General features: G+C 44.9%; 14 protein-coding genes and 1 tRNA gene. 1 reads left to right on the forward strand and 14 read right to left on the reverse strand.

The annotated features are described in order from the left end of the window. Window positions 1-174: 174 nt before the first annotated feature. The 14 genes from lysS to NRI27_RS16395 form a co-directional block, all read right to left on the reverse strand. Complete coding sequence (gene lysS, locus NRI27_RS16330) at window positions 175-1,665, reverse strand: lysine--tRNA ligase (protein ID WP_317945848.1); 1,491 nt, start codon at window positions 1,663-1,665, stop codon at window positions 175-177. A 215-nt stretch (window positions 1,666-1,880) separates the two neighbouring features. Next, complete coding sequence (gene folK / locus NRI27_RS16335; protein ID WP_371391664.1) at window positions 1,881-2,369, reverse strand: 2-amino-4-hydroxy-6-hydroxymethyldihydropteridine diphosphokinase; 489 nt, start codon at window positions 2,367-2,369, stop codon at window positions 1,881-1,883. Then, window positions 2,366-2,734, reverse strand: a complete 369-nt coding sequence (folB, locus tag NRI27_RS16340; protein WP_371391665.1) for a dihydroneopterin aldolase — start codon at window positions 2,732-2,734, stop codon at window positions 2,366-2,368. Before folB ends, folK begins: the two co-directional genes overlap by 4 nt. Window positions 2,735-2,756: 22 nt before the next feature. Continuing rightward, entirely contained in the window at window positions 2,757-3,611 is an 855-nt protein-coding gene (gene folP, locus NRI27_RS16345; protein WP_371391666.1) for a dihydropteroate synthase, read from the reverse strand. A gap of 4 nt (window positions 3,612-3,615) precedes the next feature. Beyond that, window positions 3,616-4,467: an aminodeoxychorismate lyase gene (gene pabC, locus NRI27_RS16350; RefSeq protein WP_371391667.1), complete on the reverse strand. Its 852-nt coding sequence runs from the start codon at window positions 4,465-4,467 to the stop codon at window positions 3,616-3,618. A 16-nt stretch (window positions 4,468-4,483) separates the two neighbouring features. Further along, window positions 4,484-5,911 carry an anthranilate synthase component I family protein gene (locus NRI27_RS16355; protein ID WP_371391668.1) on the reverse strand — a complete coding sequence of 476 codons (1,428 nt, stop codon included), beginning with the start codon at window positions 5,909-5,911 and terminating at the stop codon, window positions 4,484-4,486. Window positions 5,912-6,038: 127 nt separating this feature from the next. After that, the gene (cysK, locus tag NRI27_RS16360; RefSeq protein WP_371391669.1) at window positions 6,039-6,965 is read right to left on the reverse strand and encodes a cysteine synthase A; all 927 of its coding nucleotides are present in this window, start codon (window positions 6,963-6,965) and stop codon (window positions 6,039-6,041) included. Window positions 6,966-7,168: 203 nt separating this feature from the next. Then, window positions 7,169-8,092 carry a peptidylprolyl isomerase gene (locus tag NRI27_RS16365; RefSeq protein WP_317945861.1) on the reverse strand — a complete coding sequence of 308 codons (924 nt, stop codon included), beginning with the start codon at window positions 8,090-8,092 and terminating at the stop codon, window positions 7,169-7,171. After that, on the reverse strand, window positions 8,070-8,957 hold the full coding sequence (hslO, locus tag NRI27_RS16370) for an Hsp33 family molecular chaperone HslO (protein WP_317945863.1): 888 nt from the start codon (window positions 8,955-8,957) through the stop codon (window positions 8,070-8,072). The genes NRI27_RS16365 and hslO overlap by 23 nt, the downstream gene beginning before the upstream one ends. A 15-nt stretch (window positions 8,958-8,972) precedes the next feature. Further along, window positions 8,973-9,737 carry a type III pantothenate kinase gene (locus NRI27_RS16375; protein WP_317945963.1) on the reverse strand — a complete coding sequence of 255 codons (765 nt, stop codon included), beginning with the start codon at window positions 9,735-9,737 and terminating at the stop codon, window positions 8,973-8,975. A 444-nt stretch (window positions 9,738-10,181) separates the two neighbouring features. Then, complete coding sequence (gene ftsH / locus NRI27_RS16380) at window positions 10,182-12,200, reverse strand: ATP-dependent zinc metalloprotease FtsH (protein WP_317945865.1); 2,019 nt, start codon at window positions 12,198-12,200, stop codon at window positions 10,182-10,184. Between the two features lie 206 nt (window positions 12,201-12,406). After that, on the reverse strand, window positions 12,407-12,949 hold the full coding sequence (gene hpt, locus NRI27_RS16385) for a hypoxanthine phosphoribosyltransferase (RefSeq protein ID WP_371391670.1): 543 nt from the start codon (window positions 12,947-12,949) through the stop codon (window positions 12,407-12,409). 30 nt (window positions 12,950-12,979) lie between these two features. After that, a complete protein-coding gene (tilS, locus tag NRI27_RS16390) occupies window positions 12,980-14,365 on the reverse strand; it encodes a tRNA lysidine(34) synthetase TilS (RefSeq protein WP_371391671.1) in 1,386 nt (461 codons plus the stop codon). Window positions 14,366-14,389: 24 nt separating this feature from the next. Further along, window positions 14,390-16,798: a SpoIIE family protein phosphatase gene (locus tag NRI27_RS16395; RefSeq protein ID WP_317945869.1), complete on the reverse strand. Its 2,409-nt coding sequence runs from the start codon at window positions 16,796-16,798 to the stop codon at window positions 14,390-14,392. 208 nt (window positions 16,799-17,006) lie between these two features. On the opposite strand from NRI27_RS16395, the gene NRI27_RS16400 reads away from it, so the two are divergent. Next, a tRNA-Met gene (locus tag NRI27_RS16400) sits at window positions 17,007-17,080 on the forward strand. The last annotated feature ends 172 nt before the right edge of the window (window positions 17,081-17,252 follow it).

Here is a 17,252-nt window from a genome sequence, read left to right on the forward strand (position 1 = left end):
TAAAAAAGTTTTTCAACCTGTTTTCAAGTCGTTTTCGTTTATCGGAAGTGCAACGTTATCTAATATACCACCGGTTCTTTTTGATTGCAATACTTTTTATCAAAAATAATTTCATTTGATTCTAAGAGGAAGTCGAAGCCGCATAAAACTATACCCTATGCGGCTTCAACAGTATTATTCTTTAGATCTCATTTGTGGGAACAGGAGCACATCACGAATAGATTGTGCGTTCGTCAATAACATTACAAGACGATCGATCCCTATTCCAAGTCCACCTGTTGGCGGTAGACCGTATTCCAGCGCCTCAATGAAATCTTCATCCATTTCATGCGCTTCATCGTTTCCTTGCTCCTTCTCGACAAGCTGCGCTTCAAATCGTGCACGCTGATCGATTGGATCGTTTAATTCAGTAAATGCGTTTGCATGTTCACGTCGTACAATGAACAATTCAAAGCGATCTGTGAAGCGAGCATCTTCTGGATTTTTCTTAGCAAGTGGAGAAATCTCTACCGGATGTCCATAGATGAACGTTGGTTGAACAAGTTGTTCTTCTACTTTTTGTTCAAAGAATTCATTTAGAACATGTCCAACTTCCATCATAGCCGTTACTTCAACACCATGTTCTTTTGCAAGTGCATGGGCTTCTTCTTTCGTCATCTCTTGCCAGAAGTCTGCGCCTGTGAATTCTTTAACAGCATCTGCCATATGCATGCGTTTCCAGCCTGGTGATAAATCAATAATGTCTTCACCGTACTGTACTTGCGTCGTTCCAAGCACATCTTGAGCCATGTAGGAAATCATGTTTTCCGTTAGTTCCATAATATCGTTGTAATCTGCATACGCTTCATATAACTCCATCATTGTGAATTCAGGGTTATGGCGCGTAGAGATTCCTTCGTTACGGAATACACGACCGACTTCATACACCTTCTCAAGTCCACCAACGATTAGGCGTTTCAAATGGAGTTCGATTGCGATTCGCATGTAAAGCGTCATATCCAATGCATTGTGATGTGTAATGAAAGGACGCGCTGTTGCACCGCCTGCAATTGAATGAAGCATTGGTGTTTCAACTTCCAAAAATCCTTGTCCATCCAAATAACGACGCATCGATTGGATGATTCGGCTTCTTGTAATGAAAGTATCCTTGCTCTCTTCTGAAGAGATTAGGTCCAAATAGCGTTGACGATACCGTTGTTCAATATCTTTTAAGCCATGGAATTTATCCGGTAACGGGCGAAGTGCTTTTGTCAGGAAAGTAAATTCCGTTGCTTTAATAGAAAGTTCGCCAACTTTCGTTTTAAAGACATTTCCTTTCACACCGACGATGTCACCTAAATCCGCACTGTTGAACAAAGCATATGCTTCTTCTCCGATTGCATCTTGACGTACGTAGATTTGAACTTGGCCACCGAGGTCCTGGATGTGTGCAAATCCAGCCTTCCCTTTGCCTCGCTTCGTCATAATACGGCCTGCAATTTTCACTTCATGCACCGTTTCGTCCAATTCTTCTTTCGTTAAGCCCTCATAAGCTTCACGGATTTCATTGGAAAGATGCGTCCGCTCAAATCTTGAACCGAATGGATCAAGTCCGTTTTCGCGTAATTCATCCATCTTCTGGCGTCTCACCAAAAGCTGGTCGTTCAATTCATCCAAATGGGACATTTCCTTCACTCCTTCATCAGTTATCCCTCACGCCCGCTGGCATGGTTCTATTGTACACAAACTCCTTATGTAAAAAAAGCCGCCACGTACATGACGACTTGTACTAAGACAATACGTACCCTATCCAATTGGCTGTTCTTCATCTAGCCATAGAGCTAGTTTTCAGCATTACCATGAACGTCTTCTAATTATACAGGGATGAATGTCGAGACCGTTCATTTCCCTACACGCAAGAAATTGTCGACATCCGATACCTCTTGCCAACGCATAACGCCACTGCCATCCACTTCAATAGGTACTAAGGTAGGTGCAATTTCCAATAGAGGCACAAGAACAAACGCACGTTCGCGCATGCGCGGATGCGGCACGATTAAGTTCTCTGATTCAATATTGTCGTTATTATACAGTAAAATGTCAAGGTCAACAGTCCGAGGACCCCATCTAATAATTCTCTCACGACCTAGTCCATTTTCGATTTCTTGACACACTGCCAATAATTCGTGAGCATCCAATGAAGTTTCCAAACAGACAACTATATTGAGAAAATCCGCTTGGTCCGTATAGCCGACAGGTTTTGTTTCGTAAACAGAAGACACCTTCACAACATGTATTTCAGCATGCCCATGAAGTGTACGGACAGCTTCAGTCAAATGGTGCAACCGGTCACCTATATTAGAACCGATTGAAAGGTAGGAGACGTTCACACAAATTGCCCCCTTGTAATGTCTACAGATACAGATGCATAATGACCGCGAATCGGCGGATCGGGTTTGATAAGCACAACGCGCACACCTCGTACTTGCGCGGCAAATTGACTAAGAATCACGTCTGCGATGTTTTCAGCGACCGCTTCAATCAACTTCCTCGGCTCCCCTTCGACAACGTCACGACATAGATTGAACACCTCAGCGTAGTTGACGGTCTTTGCCAGATCATCTGTCTTACCTGCATCCGCCAAATCGACCGCTAACGAGACGTTCGCCCGAAAACGCTGCCCTAACACCGTTTCTTCCTTTAAAGCTCCATGGTATCCGTAAAACTCCATTTCATTCACATGAATATAGTCCACTACACATTCACCCGCTTTCTAGTCAATTCACACCTACAGCAACTTTGGCTGATAGAACATCCATCATTTTCACCATGCGTGAAACCTCTTTCACATCATGTACGCGCATAATATGACACCCATGATCAATACCATAGCAAACTGTAGCGCCTGTTCCTTCCATTCGTTCATCGACCGGCAAATCCAAAATTTTGCCGATCATCGACTTGCGCGAAGTCCCAAGCAGGACAGGATACCCCATATTCGAAATTCGACGTAAACCTTGCATCGTTAATACATTTTGCTCAACACTTTTCGCAAAACCGATTCCTGGATCTAACCATATATCCCCTTCAGGCACACCTGCATTCCTTGCAATGTTCACACTTTCTTGTAAATCTGCAAGCACTTCCTCCATAAAATCTCCGCTATATTCAGCTCTCTCACGGTTATGCATCAGAATAATAGGTGCACCATACGCAGCCGCCACATCCGCAATACGCGGCTCACGTTTCGCGCCCCATACATCATTAATGATTCGAGCGCCCGCTTTTAACGCCTCTTCCGCTACCCCCGCTTTATACGTATCGATTGAAATGACACAATCTAGTTCACGAGCCAATGCTTCAATGACTGGGACAGTTCGTTCCAACTCTTCCTCCAGCGGAACAGGGGCATGACCCGGTCGAGTGGACTCTCCGCCAATATCAATAATTTTCGCGCCATCTCGCAACATTTGTTGAGCGTGTAAAAGCGCTGCATCGATTTGCCCGTATTTTCCTCCATCTGAAAACGAATCCGGTGTAACATTCAAGATCCCCATTACAACCGTTTCCCGATGAAAATCAATTGTCATCTGACCGAAACGATACGTGTCTCTCGCTTTCATTAATTCCATCTCGTTAACCTTCTTTCCTATCAGCAATCGCCTGAACATATCGTTCATGCAGTTTGTTAGTATAAACACCCGATGCACCCGGCAATGGTTTGTCTCCTATTTGAAGCAATGGCACAAGTTCTTGGACCGCATTTGAAATGAACACCTCATCAGCTTGCTCCACAACACTTTTTGGGAAGAATCCTTCATGTACCCGCATACCAGCTTCCTCAGCGATCACCAACACAAACGCGCGCGTAATTCCTGGTAAGATGCCTGTTTCAATGGAAGGCGTAAATAACATGCCATCTTTTATCCAAAATACATTTGAAGTAATTCCTTCTGCCACATAGCCTTCTGCAGTGACAAAAATTCCTTCCTGTTCTTTTAGCGACGGTAATTCCAATCGTCCCTTTACATTGTTCATGTAATTATGCGATTTGTGCCGCACACTACTTTCCGGAAGGTTGCGCAGAGTTTCAAGCCACACACCCTTCTTCGGTGTCCCTCTCTCTACTTGAGGCAACTCTTTACGGAATAAAATGACGTTTGGTGAGTCATATCGTGAAGGGGCAAGTCCAATTTCGTGGGTCCCAGCCGAGATATTCAGACGGAAATACCCGTCGCGATCAGCTGACAAAGCTGTTAGCCTTTGAACTGCCGCACGAATCTCTTCAGTCGTATAAGGCATTGAAATGCGGTACTCTTCTAACGCGCGGGCTAGTCGTTCCATATGTTCCTCGAATAAAAACACATGCCCGTCATACGTCCTAAACGTTTCAAAAAAGCCAATTCCATATAAAAAACCGTGATCAAACGGTGAAATGAGCAATTCTTCTGCCCGCTTGTATTCACCGTTCATCCAACAGTATTGCATGAGGAAAACCTACCTTTCACGCCTTAGCAACCGATGCTTTTTCAGCCATTTCTTTCGCTTGCCAAAGTGCTTTCGCTTTGTTCAACGACTCCACATATTCTGCTCGCGGATTAGAATCAGCAACTAATCCCGCCCCCGCTTGAATATGCGCAACACCGTCTTTGATATAAGCGGATCGAATGACGATATTCAATTCTAAATCACCGTTAAAACCGATCCAACCGATAGAACCGGTATACAAACCTCTACGTGTCGGTTCCAACTCTTCAATAATCTCCATCGTCCGCAGTTTCGGTGAACCCGTAATGGATCCGCCCGGAAATACCCCTTTAATAATTGCAGCAGTAGACAAGTCAGGCGCAGCGGTTCCTCGGACATTTGAAACGAGATGCATGACGTGTGAATAGCGTTCGATTACCATGAATTCATCCGTTTCGACGGTTTCTGGAACACAAACTTTACCGAAATCCTCAAGCTCTTGCTCAACAAGCATAATGTGTTCGCCTTTTTCCTTCTCGTTTGACAGAAGTTCCTGTTCAAGCGCTTGATCTTCCTGCAAAGATGCACCTCTAGGACGGGTACCACCAATCGGGCGCGTGCTCAATTCATTGCCTCGTTTTTTCAGCAATAATTCGGGAGAACCTGAGACAACCGCAAACTCTTTCGCTCCAATGGACGCCATATAAGGGGACGGGTTAAATGAACGCAATGCTTCGTACATAGCAAGCGGTTCAACCTCTAGCGCTTTTGATTGGCGGACGGAAAGATTCACTTGATTGACTTCTTGCAACTCAATGTAGCGTTGAACGTCCCGAACCATTTGTTCAAATTGAGGACCTGTTACTGAAACGTCAATGTTTTCGGGTCTGTTGAATTCTACAGCAGTACCACCCGCTTCATGGACACGTTTTTTCTCACCGATTGCAGCAGCTTGCAACCACTCCGCTTCCACTACTTCAGGATTTAGTCCGCGTTCAGGTAACGTCATGAACGTAACGACTTCATCTTCAACGTCCAATACTGCCCAACGGTCAAATAAATAGAAGAATAGATCCGGAGTGTCGAGGTCATCTTTCGCAATCTCGGGAATCGCTTCATATGTTCTCGCATAGTCATAGCTTACAAAACCAATGACACCGCCTTGGTAATCTGGTAGTTCTGGAAGGTAATCCACATTCATCGAACGGACGAAATCAGCTACCAGTTCAAGCGGTTCACCTGTTCTCACTTCTGTCGTCCCATCCCGCCATACCAACTCAAGTGATTGCCCATCTGTACTTTTCATCGTTACAAGGGGGTCTACACCAGCAATACACAACTTCCCGACGCGCCCACTTTCCAATAGCACATGCTCTTCACTCGTTTGGGCAAGTTCTTTATACGCATAAAAGAATTGCTCTTTCGTCATATTTGCTTTCTTGTAATTCGGAAACACACGCTTCATATCGTTTTCCCCCACATCTCGTAATATCATTATCTTACTATCTGAAGAACTGTTTAGGCTACAAAAAACGACATGTGCAATGATTCCCATATACAAAAAAGAGAGCACTTAGGCTCTCTCTTTCTACTTATTCTTCTTCGAATTGATAAAGTGGTGTACTTAAGTACCGTTCACCATTGGAAGGGAGCACAGCAACAACCGTTTTCCCTTTTCCGAGTTGTTCTGCAACTTGTAGTGCTGCAAAAATTGCTGCGCCGGATGAAACACCACCCAAAATCCCTTCTTCGCGAGCTGCCCGTCTTGCTAGATCATACGCATCTTCGTTGGACACTTGAATAATCTCGTCGTACACATCCGTATCAAGAACTTTAGGCACAAAACCTGCACCAATCCCTTGTATCTTATGTGGTCCTGGTTGACCACCTGACAATACCGGTGAATCTGCCGGCTCAACAGCAACAATTTTCACCCCTGGAAAACGTTCTTTCAACACAGAACCGACTCCTGTTATAGTGCCCCCTGTGCCGATTCCAGCAATAAATGCATCAACTTGGTCGAATGCATCTGCAATTTCCGGTCCCGTCGTCAAGCGGTGTACTTCCGGATTATGTTCATTGTTAAATTGCTGCGGCATGAACCAACCGTTTTGCGCGGACAGCTCCTCCGCTTTCGCAATGGCCCCTTTCATCCCTTCAGCACCAGGTGTCAATACAAGATCAGCACCATATGCACGAAGAAGATTGCGTCGCTCCATGCTCATAGTGTCTGGCATGACGAGTACAGCTTTGTACCCTTTTGCCGCCGCAATCATAGCGAGACCAATCCCCGTATTGCCGCTCGTCGGCTCAATAATCGTGCTTCCTTCTTTCAAATCGCCCGTCTTTTCAGCAGCTTCAATCATCGCAAGCGCAATGCGGTCTTTCACACTGGAACCCGGATTGAAGTATTCCAATTTCAAATAAATATCTGCACTATCTGCGTTCCCCATACGATTCAATTTCACGAGTGGCGTTTTACCTACAAGATCCGCTACTGTATTTCCGACTCTACTCATGCATATCCTCTCCCAATTCCTACTTATTTGATATGTTTTATAGTATTAATTGTATACCGCTTTTGTGATACGTGTCAAACGATACCTACATACATTATTTCCGATTTCCCTATCTCGATTCGGCAACTCTGTACCCCTTCAACCTTCAAAAAATAAAAAACTGTCTTGACCCAACATGTTTAGTAGGTCGAGACAGTCATCAGTTACTTTCCATAATACCATTCTGCGTCAAATTCTTTCCAAAACGCTTCAGGATTCACCGTTTGAGGCAATTGTTCAAGCGCTAGTTCTCTTCGGATATGTTCTTCAACTTCTTTGAAGTCGAATGATCTCCCTTTAATAATTTCATTCACTTGAATGAGCGCATATGTACCATCTTGAAGATGTACTAATTTACCGACTTTGCCCTCTTTCGTCTTAACAGCAGCTTCATAGATTGCAGGATCGATCGTTTCTGTGTCTGCATTAATGTAGCCAATGTCACCACCTAGACTTGCGGAAGCTAGATCGGTTGACAGTTCCTTCGCCAAAGCGTCAAAGCTGGAGCCTTTCGCTATTTCATCCAATGCTTGTTCTGCCTCTTTTTTCGTCGGCACAATAATGACCGATGTCCGGTAAGCGGTTAATATGTTAAACAGCGATTCGTTCTCCTTATAAAAAGACCGCACCGCATCGTCTTCTATGAGGACATCATGTGTAAGCACTTTGTCTAAAATAAGCGAGGAACGGATTCGTTGTCGCGTTTGCTCGATGTCCAAACCGGAATGGGAGCGCCCGTCAACAGACGTGATGAGGGCGAGTTCCAAGTCAATTTCCTTATCCGTCACGTCGATGCCGTATTTCTCTGCCGCCGTTTCCATCACTTTATGGTTCACAAGTTCGAGTAACACTTCCCGACCGACTTCCTTTTCCATCGCTGTCATCCATTGTTCCCTCGTAATCGGGTCACCCGCGACCGAAGCAACCACTTCTTCCGGTTGCTTCGATTTATTTGGGATTAACCATCCAATGAACCACAAGAGGTTGCAGACAAAAAGAATTGCAATTAAAACGAGCAATGGCTTCGCTTTTAACTTCCTTCTTTGAGGCGCCATCTCCTGGGCGTTAGGATTTCGACTGTATTTCATCGATAAAACCTTCTAATTCTTCTTGAGGGAACAAGTATCGTTCATTACAAAAATGGCATTCCGCTTCGGCTTGCCCATCCTCATCGATCATCTCTCGAATTTCCTGTTCGCCAAGACCGATAATTGCGTTGCCAAAACGCTCTTTGGAGCAGTTACATTGGAAAGAGACATCCATTTTGTCGAGAACTTCCACGTTGCCTGCACCAAGTACTTCTTCCAATACTTGCTCAGGCGTTAAACCGCGGTTGATCATACTGGAAATCGGTTCGATAGAAGCAAGCTTTTCTTCAAGCTGACTAATCGTTTCCTCGGTAGCCCCTGGCATTACTTGAATGATGAATCCACCCGCTGCCTTTATTGTATTATCCGGATTCACGAGTACACCTAGCGCTACAGCAGAAGGCACTTGTTCAGACACAACGAAGTATTGTGTGAAGTCCTCTGCAATTTCTCCAGAAACAATCGGAACTTGTCCTGTAAAATAATCCCGGAGACCAAGATCTTTCACGACTGTAATCATACCTTCCGTCCCGACAGCACGACGGACGTCCAACTTCCCTTTTTCATTTAAATCAAAGTGCGTTTGTGGATAAGTAATGTATCCTCTCACTTCTCCACGCGCATTCGCATCGACGACAATCGGTCCAGCTGGTCCGTTCCCTTCGACTTTCACCGTCAGCTTATCGTTCCCTTTCATCATGACACCCATCATCAATCCAGCGGTCATCGTTCTGCCTAACGCAGCAGCCGCAGTTGGCCAAACGTTATGTCTTTTCTGCGCTTCCGCAACCGTTTCTGTCGAATCGACTGCATATGCACGAATCGTCCCATCAAAAGCCAATGCTTTTAGTAAGTAATCACTCATTCATTTCTACTCCTTTTAAACGTTTCTTTCGTAAATTAAGTGCAATCCTTTTAACGTAAGGAAGTTATCGACAATATCGATCACTTCTGTTTCACTAGCAATCAGCTCCGCCAATCCACCTGTCGCAATAACAGTCGGCTCAACCTTACTGTGTGCCTTCATCCGATTAACAATACCTTCAACAAGCCCTACATAGCCATATACAATCCCCGCTTGCATTGCAGAAACTGTATTCTTCCCAATAATATGATCCGGACGCGTCAATTCAACACGTGGCAACTTGGACGCCCTGTCAAATAGAGCCTCCATGGAAATACCAATACCAGGTGCGATCGAGCCTCCCATGTATTCACCTTTTTCATTCACATAACAAAATGTTGTAGCCGTTCCAAAATCCACGATAATGAGCGAATTGCCGTACTCATGGATTGCCGCCACCGCATTCACAATCCGGTCAGCTCCCACTTCACGCGGGTTCTCGTATTTAATATTCAAGCCTGTTTTCACACCTGGTCCCACAACGAGGGGACGCATATTAAAATACTTCCGACACATCTGCTCAAGCGGAAACATAACAGGCGGAACAACAGAAGAAATAATAATGCCTTTAATATCCTCAAATTTTAGTCCGACGTGAGAGAAAAGCGCCTTTACAGACATCGCATACTCATCTTCCGTCTTTTGTCGATACGTTTCCATGCGCCAATGATATTTCAGCGCGCCATGTTCATATACACCAAGGACGATATTCGTATTACCCGTATCCAATACTAAGATCATTTTCATTTCCTCGCTAACATTCGTCATTTTCCAAAACATCATAACATAATACAAAAGCGGAGGGTGGCGTCTAGGCTCGACAGGCGCTGGAAGAAATGAAAAAAAGGCGTTCTTTGCCTTTATTTTATTTCTGAAGCGACCCGAGAGACTGCCACCCGGAGTCTGGATGTTACAAAAGCGCAGGGCGCTTGCCCATTATAGGTTCGCAGTCTAAGTTCGCCGCATCCTGCGGCAACGAATGCATGACCGGCATCGTGCCGGCCTTAAGGCGAAGATGCGACGTGGCGCTTTTTGCCACATAGCAGATTTGACTTATGACCCGAGCAGCTAGCGCCCGGAGTCTGGACGATACAAAAGCGGAGGGTGGCGTCTAGGCTTTACACATTAAAAAACAGCCGACTGCCTTTAAAAAGCAGCCGACCGTCGCAAGTCATTTTATTCGGATCAATCTCTTCGCTGTTCATCGATCGGAGGAAGCGTCGTGTCGCCTTCATTCTCCTTTGGCAGATCGCCAGTCGATGGATCAGTTGGAGCACCCGTAGAATCAGGGTTTACTTCATCTTTCACTTCAGATTCTTCATCTGCTTTTGCAGCTGCACCATTGCCATTTTGCTCATAAGCACGTACCGGCAATGTACCATGATCTTTCAAGTGATTGATTTGTTCAGCATCCAACGTCTCAACTTCAAGAAGTGTATTTGCGATCAAGTCAAGAAGCTCACGGTTTTCCGTCAGGATTGTTCTTGTACGCTCATACTGTTCCTTAATAATACGTTGCATCTCTTGATCAATTTCGTACGCAATCGACTCAGAGTAGTTTTGTTCGGAATTAAAGTCTCTTCCAAGGAACACATTTCCACCTTGCGCCTGACCAAATTGCATCGGTCCGAGCTTATCACTCATCCCATATTCCGTTACCATGGAACGAGCAATGCCCGTAGCACGTTGGAAGTCATTATGTGCCCCAGTTGATACTTCGCCAAGAACGATTTCTTCCGCAACACGCCCGCCGAGTAAGCCGGCAACTTTATCGAGAAGCTCAGGCTTCGTCATGAAGTAACGGTCTTCTTTCGGAAGCATGACTGCATATCCACCCGCCTGGCCGCGAGGTACAATTGTAACTTTATGGACGATTTCGGCATCATCCAACATAAGACCAACTACGACGTGTCCCGCTTCGTGGAACGCTACAATATTTCTTTCTTTCTTTGAAATAACTCGTGTCGTCTTAGCCGGACCTGCGATGACGCGATCTGTCGCTTCATCGATATCTGCCATATCGATTTTCGCTTTTCCTCGTCTTGCCGCAACAAGTGCCGCTTCGTTCAGTAGGTTTTCAAGGTCTGCACCCGAGAAACCTGGTGTACGTTGTGCTAACGCCTTCATGTTGACAGTATCGTCAAGAGGCTTATTGCGCGCATGCACTTTGAGTACCGCTTCACGTCCTTTTACATCCGGACGACCGACCGTAATTTGACGGTCAAAACGTCCTGGACGAAGAAGTGCAGGGTCTAGAATATCCGGACGGTTCGTAGCTGCAACGATGATAATCCCTTCATTGCCATCGAATCCATCCATTTCAACTAATAGTTGGTTCAACGTCTGTTCACGCTCATCGTGTCCGCCACCGAGACCAGCGCCACGTTGACGACCCACTGCATCGATCTCATCGATAAAGATGATACATGGAGCATTCTTTTTCGCATTTTCAAACAAGTCACGCACACGGGACGCACCGACCCCGACGAACATCTCAACGAAATCCGAACCGGAAATCGAGAAGAATGGAACGCCAGCTTCACCAGCAACTGCTCGTGCCAAAAGTGTCTTACCTGTACCCGGAGGACCTACTAACAGAATACCTTTTGGAATACGAGCCCCAAGTTCAGCAAACTTACGTGAATCCTTTAGGAAGTCAACTACTTCTTCAAGCTCTTGCTTCTCTTCATCCGCACCCGCTACATCCGTGAATCGGACTTTCTTGCGGTCATCCGAGTGAAGCTTAGCCTTACTCTTACCAAAGTTCATGACACGGCCGCCACCGCCGCCTTGCGCTTGATTTAACAAGAAGAAGAACAGGATGATAATAATGATAAAAGGAACTAACCCTGTGAAAAAGGCTACCCATGCACTGGTTTCAGGCATTTTTTCAACAACGATTTCGGGGTTGTTCGATTCACCGATTGCTTCTAGCTTCTCCATAAGCGTTGTATCGTTATGCAGGACATTCGTAGTGAATTTCTCCCCTTCTTTTGCCCCTTTCATAACACCTTCAACTGTCAGAACGCCAGCGTCCGGTTGCAACGTCATAGACGCAATATCGCCTTTTTCTAACGCATCGTAAAATTGATCGTACCGAATCACTTCCGTCTTCGGATTCGGATTATTTAGTGAACTGAATATCCCCATTATTGCAAGGAAAATCAATCCGTATAATAGAAAGTATCGAAGTATACGATTCATCCCAAGCCTCCTCATTTCTTCAACAGAAAACTATTGTAAATCTTATCATATAACGAATTCACACTTCAAAGGAAATGCCTTTCTTGCTAAGGTCTGTTACTAGTGGTAATACATGCTAACCGCGCTACCAACCCACTTATCAAGCAATTTTTTATCACATGAGGAAGCTTTCCAACAGCCTTCAGAAGAAGAGGACTGCAAGTGAATTAGAAAGAATAGATTTCCTTTTTCAATACGCCGATGTATGGCAAGTTACGATACTTTTCAGCATAATCCAGTCCGTATCCGACAACAAAAGCATCTGGGACGAGGAATCCGACATAATCCGCTTTTAAGTCGACTTTACGTCCAGTTGGTTTATCAAGTAATGTGACGATTTTAATGGATTTTGCCTTGCGGTATTTGAATAGGTCAACTAAATAGTTCAATGTCTTTCCACTATCAATGATATCTTCAATAATGAGTACATCGCGACCTTCCACACTCGTGTTTAAATCTTTAACAATTTTCACTTCACCTGAAGATACGGTTGCATTTCCGTAGCTTGAAACATCCATGAAATCGAGTTCGATGTATGTGTCAATTCGTTTAATAAGATCGCTCATGAAAGGTAATGCACCTTTTAACACACCTACCGCAAGCGGAAACTTGTCTTGATAGTCAGCAGTCAACTGTGCACCAAGCTCAGCAATTTTTTCTTGAATGTTTTCTTCTGTAATGAGTATTTCTTCGATATCCTTTTGTAACATCGAAAACCCTCTTTTCTTCATAGGATTTTTTTACAACTCTTTGAATCTCAATATGTACCGATCCTGTTCTGTTTTGTGTTTTTTGAACTGGATGCCATATCGTACGCCTGGAATAGCGCAAACTTCATCATTCGCTGTTGTAATGACAGGCAACATATGCCGTTTTTCAGCACTGATTTTTTCATCAATAAAGATTCTGGACAATCGTTTTGGAGCCTTCATGCCTGGCAGTAGCATGCGATCACCTTCCCGTTTGCTTCTGACTCGTAAAGGCAAATCATTTTCTTGAAGCGAGAAATAGCGTTCATTGTCGTCTACTGCATCAATATTATCGGCATCGTCCCAATTCAATAGCCAGTTCCCCCATCTTTGCCACACGCCTTTTTCTAAAGCTACATCCTTGAGTACGAAAGGCTCCTGCCCTTTAACAATGAAAACTTGCTCGTACTCCCGCACGAAACGATATCCTTTCGGGAGGTCTATGGAAACAGTTCCTTGGACGTCCGACAGATGAAATTGAATTAGATTCAATAGTGCTATATTCAACTCAATGGGACTACTTTCCCCATCATAAATATACTTCAATACTAGTGGAATAAAGCGCTTTTGTAAAGCAGTGTGCATGGCAGCAAACCGTTTAACGGAAAAGGTTGGAAGCCCTTCTGCTGTAAAGGAAACATGCGCTGCAACATGTTGCTTCACCAAGCTGTTTAACAAGTTTTCATCGTCTTGTAGGTCAGATGTCATTTTTACGACATTGACAGCTGCTGTAGGTGTCTCCGAGAGGATCTTCGGAATAATATGATGCCGGTATCGGTTCCTTAAGTATGCATCACTTTCATTGCTCGGGTCTTCTCGAAATGCTATACCATGTTTTTCAACAAACTCTAACAGGTCACGCTTCATCACAGAGAGAAAAGGTCGAATGACCGTTCCACTTTCCATTTGTCTACTTGGACGAATCCCAATAGGCAAACTTCCTTTTGCCAACTGCATTAACACTGTCTCCAGTTGATCTTCCGCATGATGAGCGGTTGCCAATAAAGGATACTGTTCCTTTTGCATAATCTCTTGAAAAAACTTATACCTACCTACTCTGCAAACGTCTTGTACATTACCGCCTTCCTCTTCAAGTACGGCTGGTACTGGCACACGTCCACCGAAGAAAGGGATCCCAAGTTGCTCACATAAGCCTTGTACAAAACGGCCATCTTCAGCAGACTCTTCTCCGCGTAACATATGATCGACATGGGCGGCTGCCACTTTCACGTTCCACCTCTCGCGATGGACTGCCAGAAAAAGTAAAAGGGCAACAGAATCCACCCCGCCCGAGCAGGCGACGAGGATTCGTTGACCGGAAGTTAGTAATGCATGTTTTGAAATAAAATCGTATACAGACTTCTCTAACTCACTCATTTTCCGACCTCCATTTCCCTTATTCTACCCTATAACCTTTTCCCGGGAAATAAATCGATTTGTCGGTTTTATTGTCATCCACTTTGGCAAGACGTGGTCCATCTTCATGACGAGAACTGTTCGGTCGTCTGCAACTACACCAAATCGTCGCTCCATTTCAGACATAATCCGGTCCGCCAACTGCTCACAGCCAAGATGTTCGTACTTCTCCAAAATGGCATACAATGCGTCTTCCTGCTTCTCAATCGTATGCTTTGAACTGAATAGGCCATCCGTCAACATCACAACAATATCACCAGCTTTTAGCTCTTCGTTTTTCGCTTCAACAGAAAATGAAGGGAGAAACCCAACAGGCACTGACTTGCTATCGAGACGTAGAAAATCGGGTCCACGCATAATATACGTACTCATCGAGCCAGCTTTCCAAGACCAGAGCCGTCCATCCTGTAAATCAATTAACGCAAGATCCAACGTAGCATACATATCATCCAACCCATTTAAAGACATCATGTAATGCAACGTATGCATCGCCGTTTCAGGGTCCATCTTACGATCCAAACATTCCCGCATAAGGCGGATGACTTTCCTACTTTCTCGATAAGCGTTCATATCATGTCCCATTCCGTCGGATAGTAATACCGCCGTTAAACCATCATGAATCGGAAATACCTCATATGCATCTCCTGCATGGAATGTCCCCCCTCCGGCAGTAGCGACAATGCCATATTCCAATGTGAAACGGACAGACGAACAGAACATTAATTGCAAATGCGGAAATGGATCTTGTTGAAAAACCGACTTCTCCACTTTGAACGGTTCACGGTATACTTCCTCAAGCAATGGTAAAATGAGTCTCTCCGCCACTGTCATATCCGTTTCAAAGTCTGACCGCTTCTCCGGTATAGAACAAACAATCCGATAGGCCCCTCTCTCATCCGATAAGATGTCAATCTGATAGTATTCAATCCCTTGAGCTTGCATATGCTTTCCAAGTTCTTCTTCCGCGCGATGGTTGACCGTCAGCTCTCCTTTAATATCTTTCATAATTTTCTCTAAATGATTGCTCATATCACGTAATTGCAATGCCAACATTTTCCGACCGTGCTGTAACTGCCCCATAAGCAAGTGGTTTGTAGCCTGCTCCTCAAGCTCGGTAATCAAACCTGAAAAGCGGATACATTTATATTTAATCTTCTCTTCCACACGATGACGTGCCGCTTTCTTGGTGGCTGAGTACGTTGACTCCCACTCATAGAGAAGCCTCGACATTCCTGCTTCATTGTCCTCCCAACATTTCGAATAACGGAAACACGATTGACAAATGGACGGTATTTCTTGAGCTGCAAGTGTATCATCCGATTCAAATCGATCATTCACAAGTGTCGACATGAACTCTGCAAACTGCTGAAAGTCAGATAACTGCTCGTCCAATCGGTCAGTCAACCACTTTTGACGCTTCACAGAAATATCCGGCTGATCAGGCTTCATCACAAGACCAATTGGCTCCACTTTCTTTGTTGGGATAAAGAAAAAAACGAACGTCGCTAACCCAATTGTCGCAAAATGAGAAATATCCAACGGTAACGTCAAGTCATATAGAAGGAAAAAGACAGACACTGCATACCCCCCAGTAGCAATGCCTAGCTTTCCTAATCGCCTCATCGCACCTGCAAAAAAACCGGTCATACCGTACACGGCCATCATTCCTGTGAAGGACAATTCAGCAACACCTGCAATTGCGGCAATCATCATTGCAATTGTCGTCGAAAAAGGGAGACCACCTGCCAACGCTGCCAAAAGGATTGTCAAATGAAGGAGAAAACCTGAAATTGAAATCGGTCCAATCATTAAACTACCCATACCCGTCGTAGCCATAATGCCAACAATACAAACGGCCCCTAATCGCTCAGGCGTCCACTGTCCATATAAAATACGCTCTCGATGCGGAAATGCGACAAACAAGAAAAATGTCATGAATAATGCCAAAACAGCTTCAAACCCAATTGTCAGCTGCACATCCACCGGCGTACTTCCGCTATGCATCACAAACTGCCATAACACTTGCACAACGATAATCGCCCCCGCCACCGCTAACGGAATCGACTTCCTCGTCCACGGATGCTTACTAACAACATTAAACAACAGCAACTGCAATAAATGAATAACAGCTTGTCCCACACCTAGAAGCGCTCCACCAGCCATTCCCCCAATGAACACAAACACTAAATACTTCCGAAAGCGCAACTGCGCCAACGCCCAGATTGGTAAGAAAAACGGCACCGCCGCATCAAACAACACCGCTTGCGACAAGAAAAACGATCCAAGCAAGAAAAAAGTAGCCATCAACACATACGTCTTCCGCTTCCCCGCCACTTCCAACGCATGACGAATCTGCTGGCCCATAGGCCTCTCCATATTGCCAATCATCTTCATCTCCACATTCCCCCTATGTCTACTTGTCCACGAGTATACATAAGTCAACGTAAAGAATTTGTCTCTTCCTGACAACTCACTCACAAAATCTTTCGACTCATTCCGAAGTCTTTCTTTTTTTAAAACAGTAGTTGACAGACCACGTCGAGCCATGTAATATGATTATTGTCGTTCAGAAAAAGTGGCCAAGCCCTTCCAAGAACAACACGGCGGCGTAGCTCAGCTGGCTAGAGCGTACGGTTCATACCCGTAAGGTCGGGGGTTCGATCCCCTCTGCCGCCATTATAGAAAAGCGAAGAGCGTCGTTTAGCCTCGACAGGTGCTGGAAGCCTGAGGCTAAAGGCGCTCTTTGCCTTTAACCTCAGGCTGAAGCATCCCGAGAGGCTGACGCTCGCAGCTAGACAATAGAAATGCAGAAACGGCCGTTTAGGCTCGACAGGCATAAGAAAACCCG

This window comes from Sporosarcina sp. OR05, assembly GCF_041414805.1.
Taxonomy (GTDB): Bacteria; Bacillota; Bacilli; order Bacillales_A; family Planococcaceae; genus Sporosarcina; species Sporosarcina saromensis.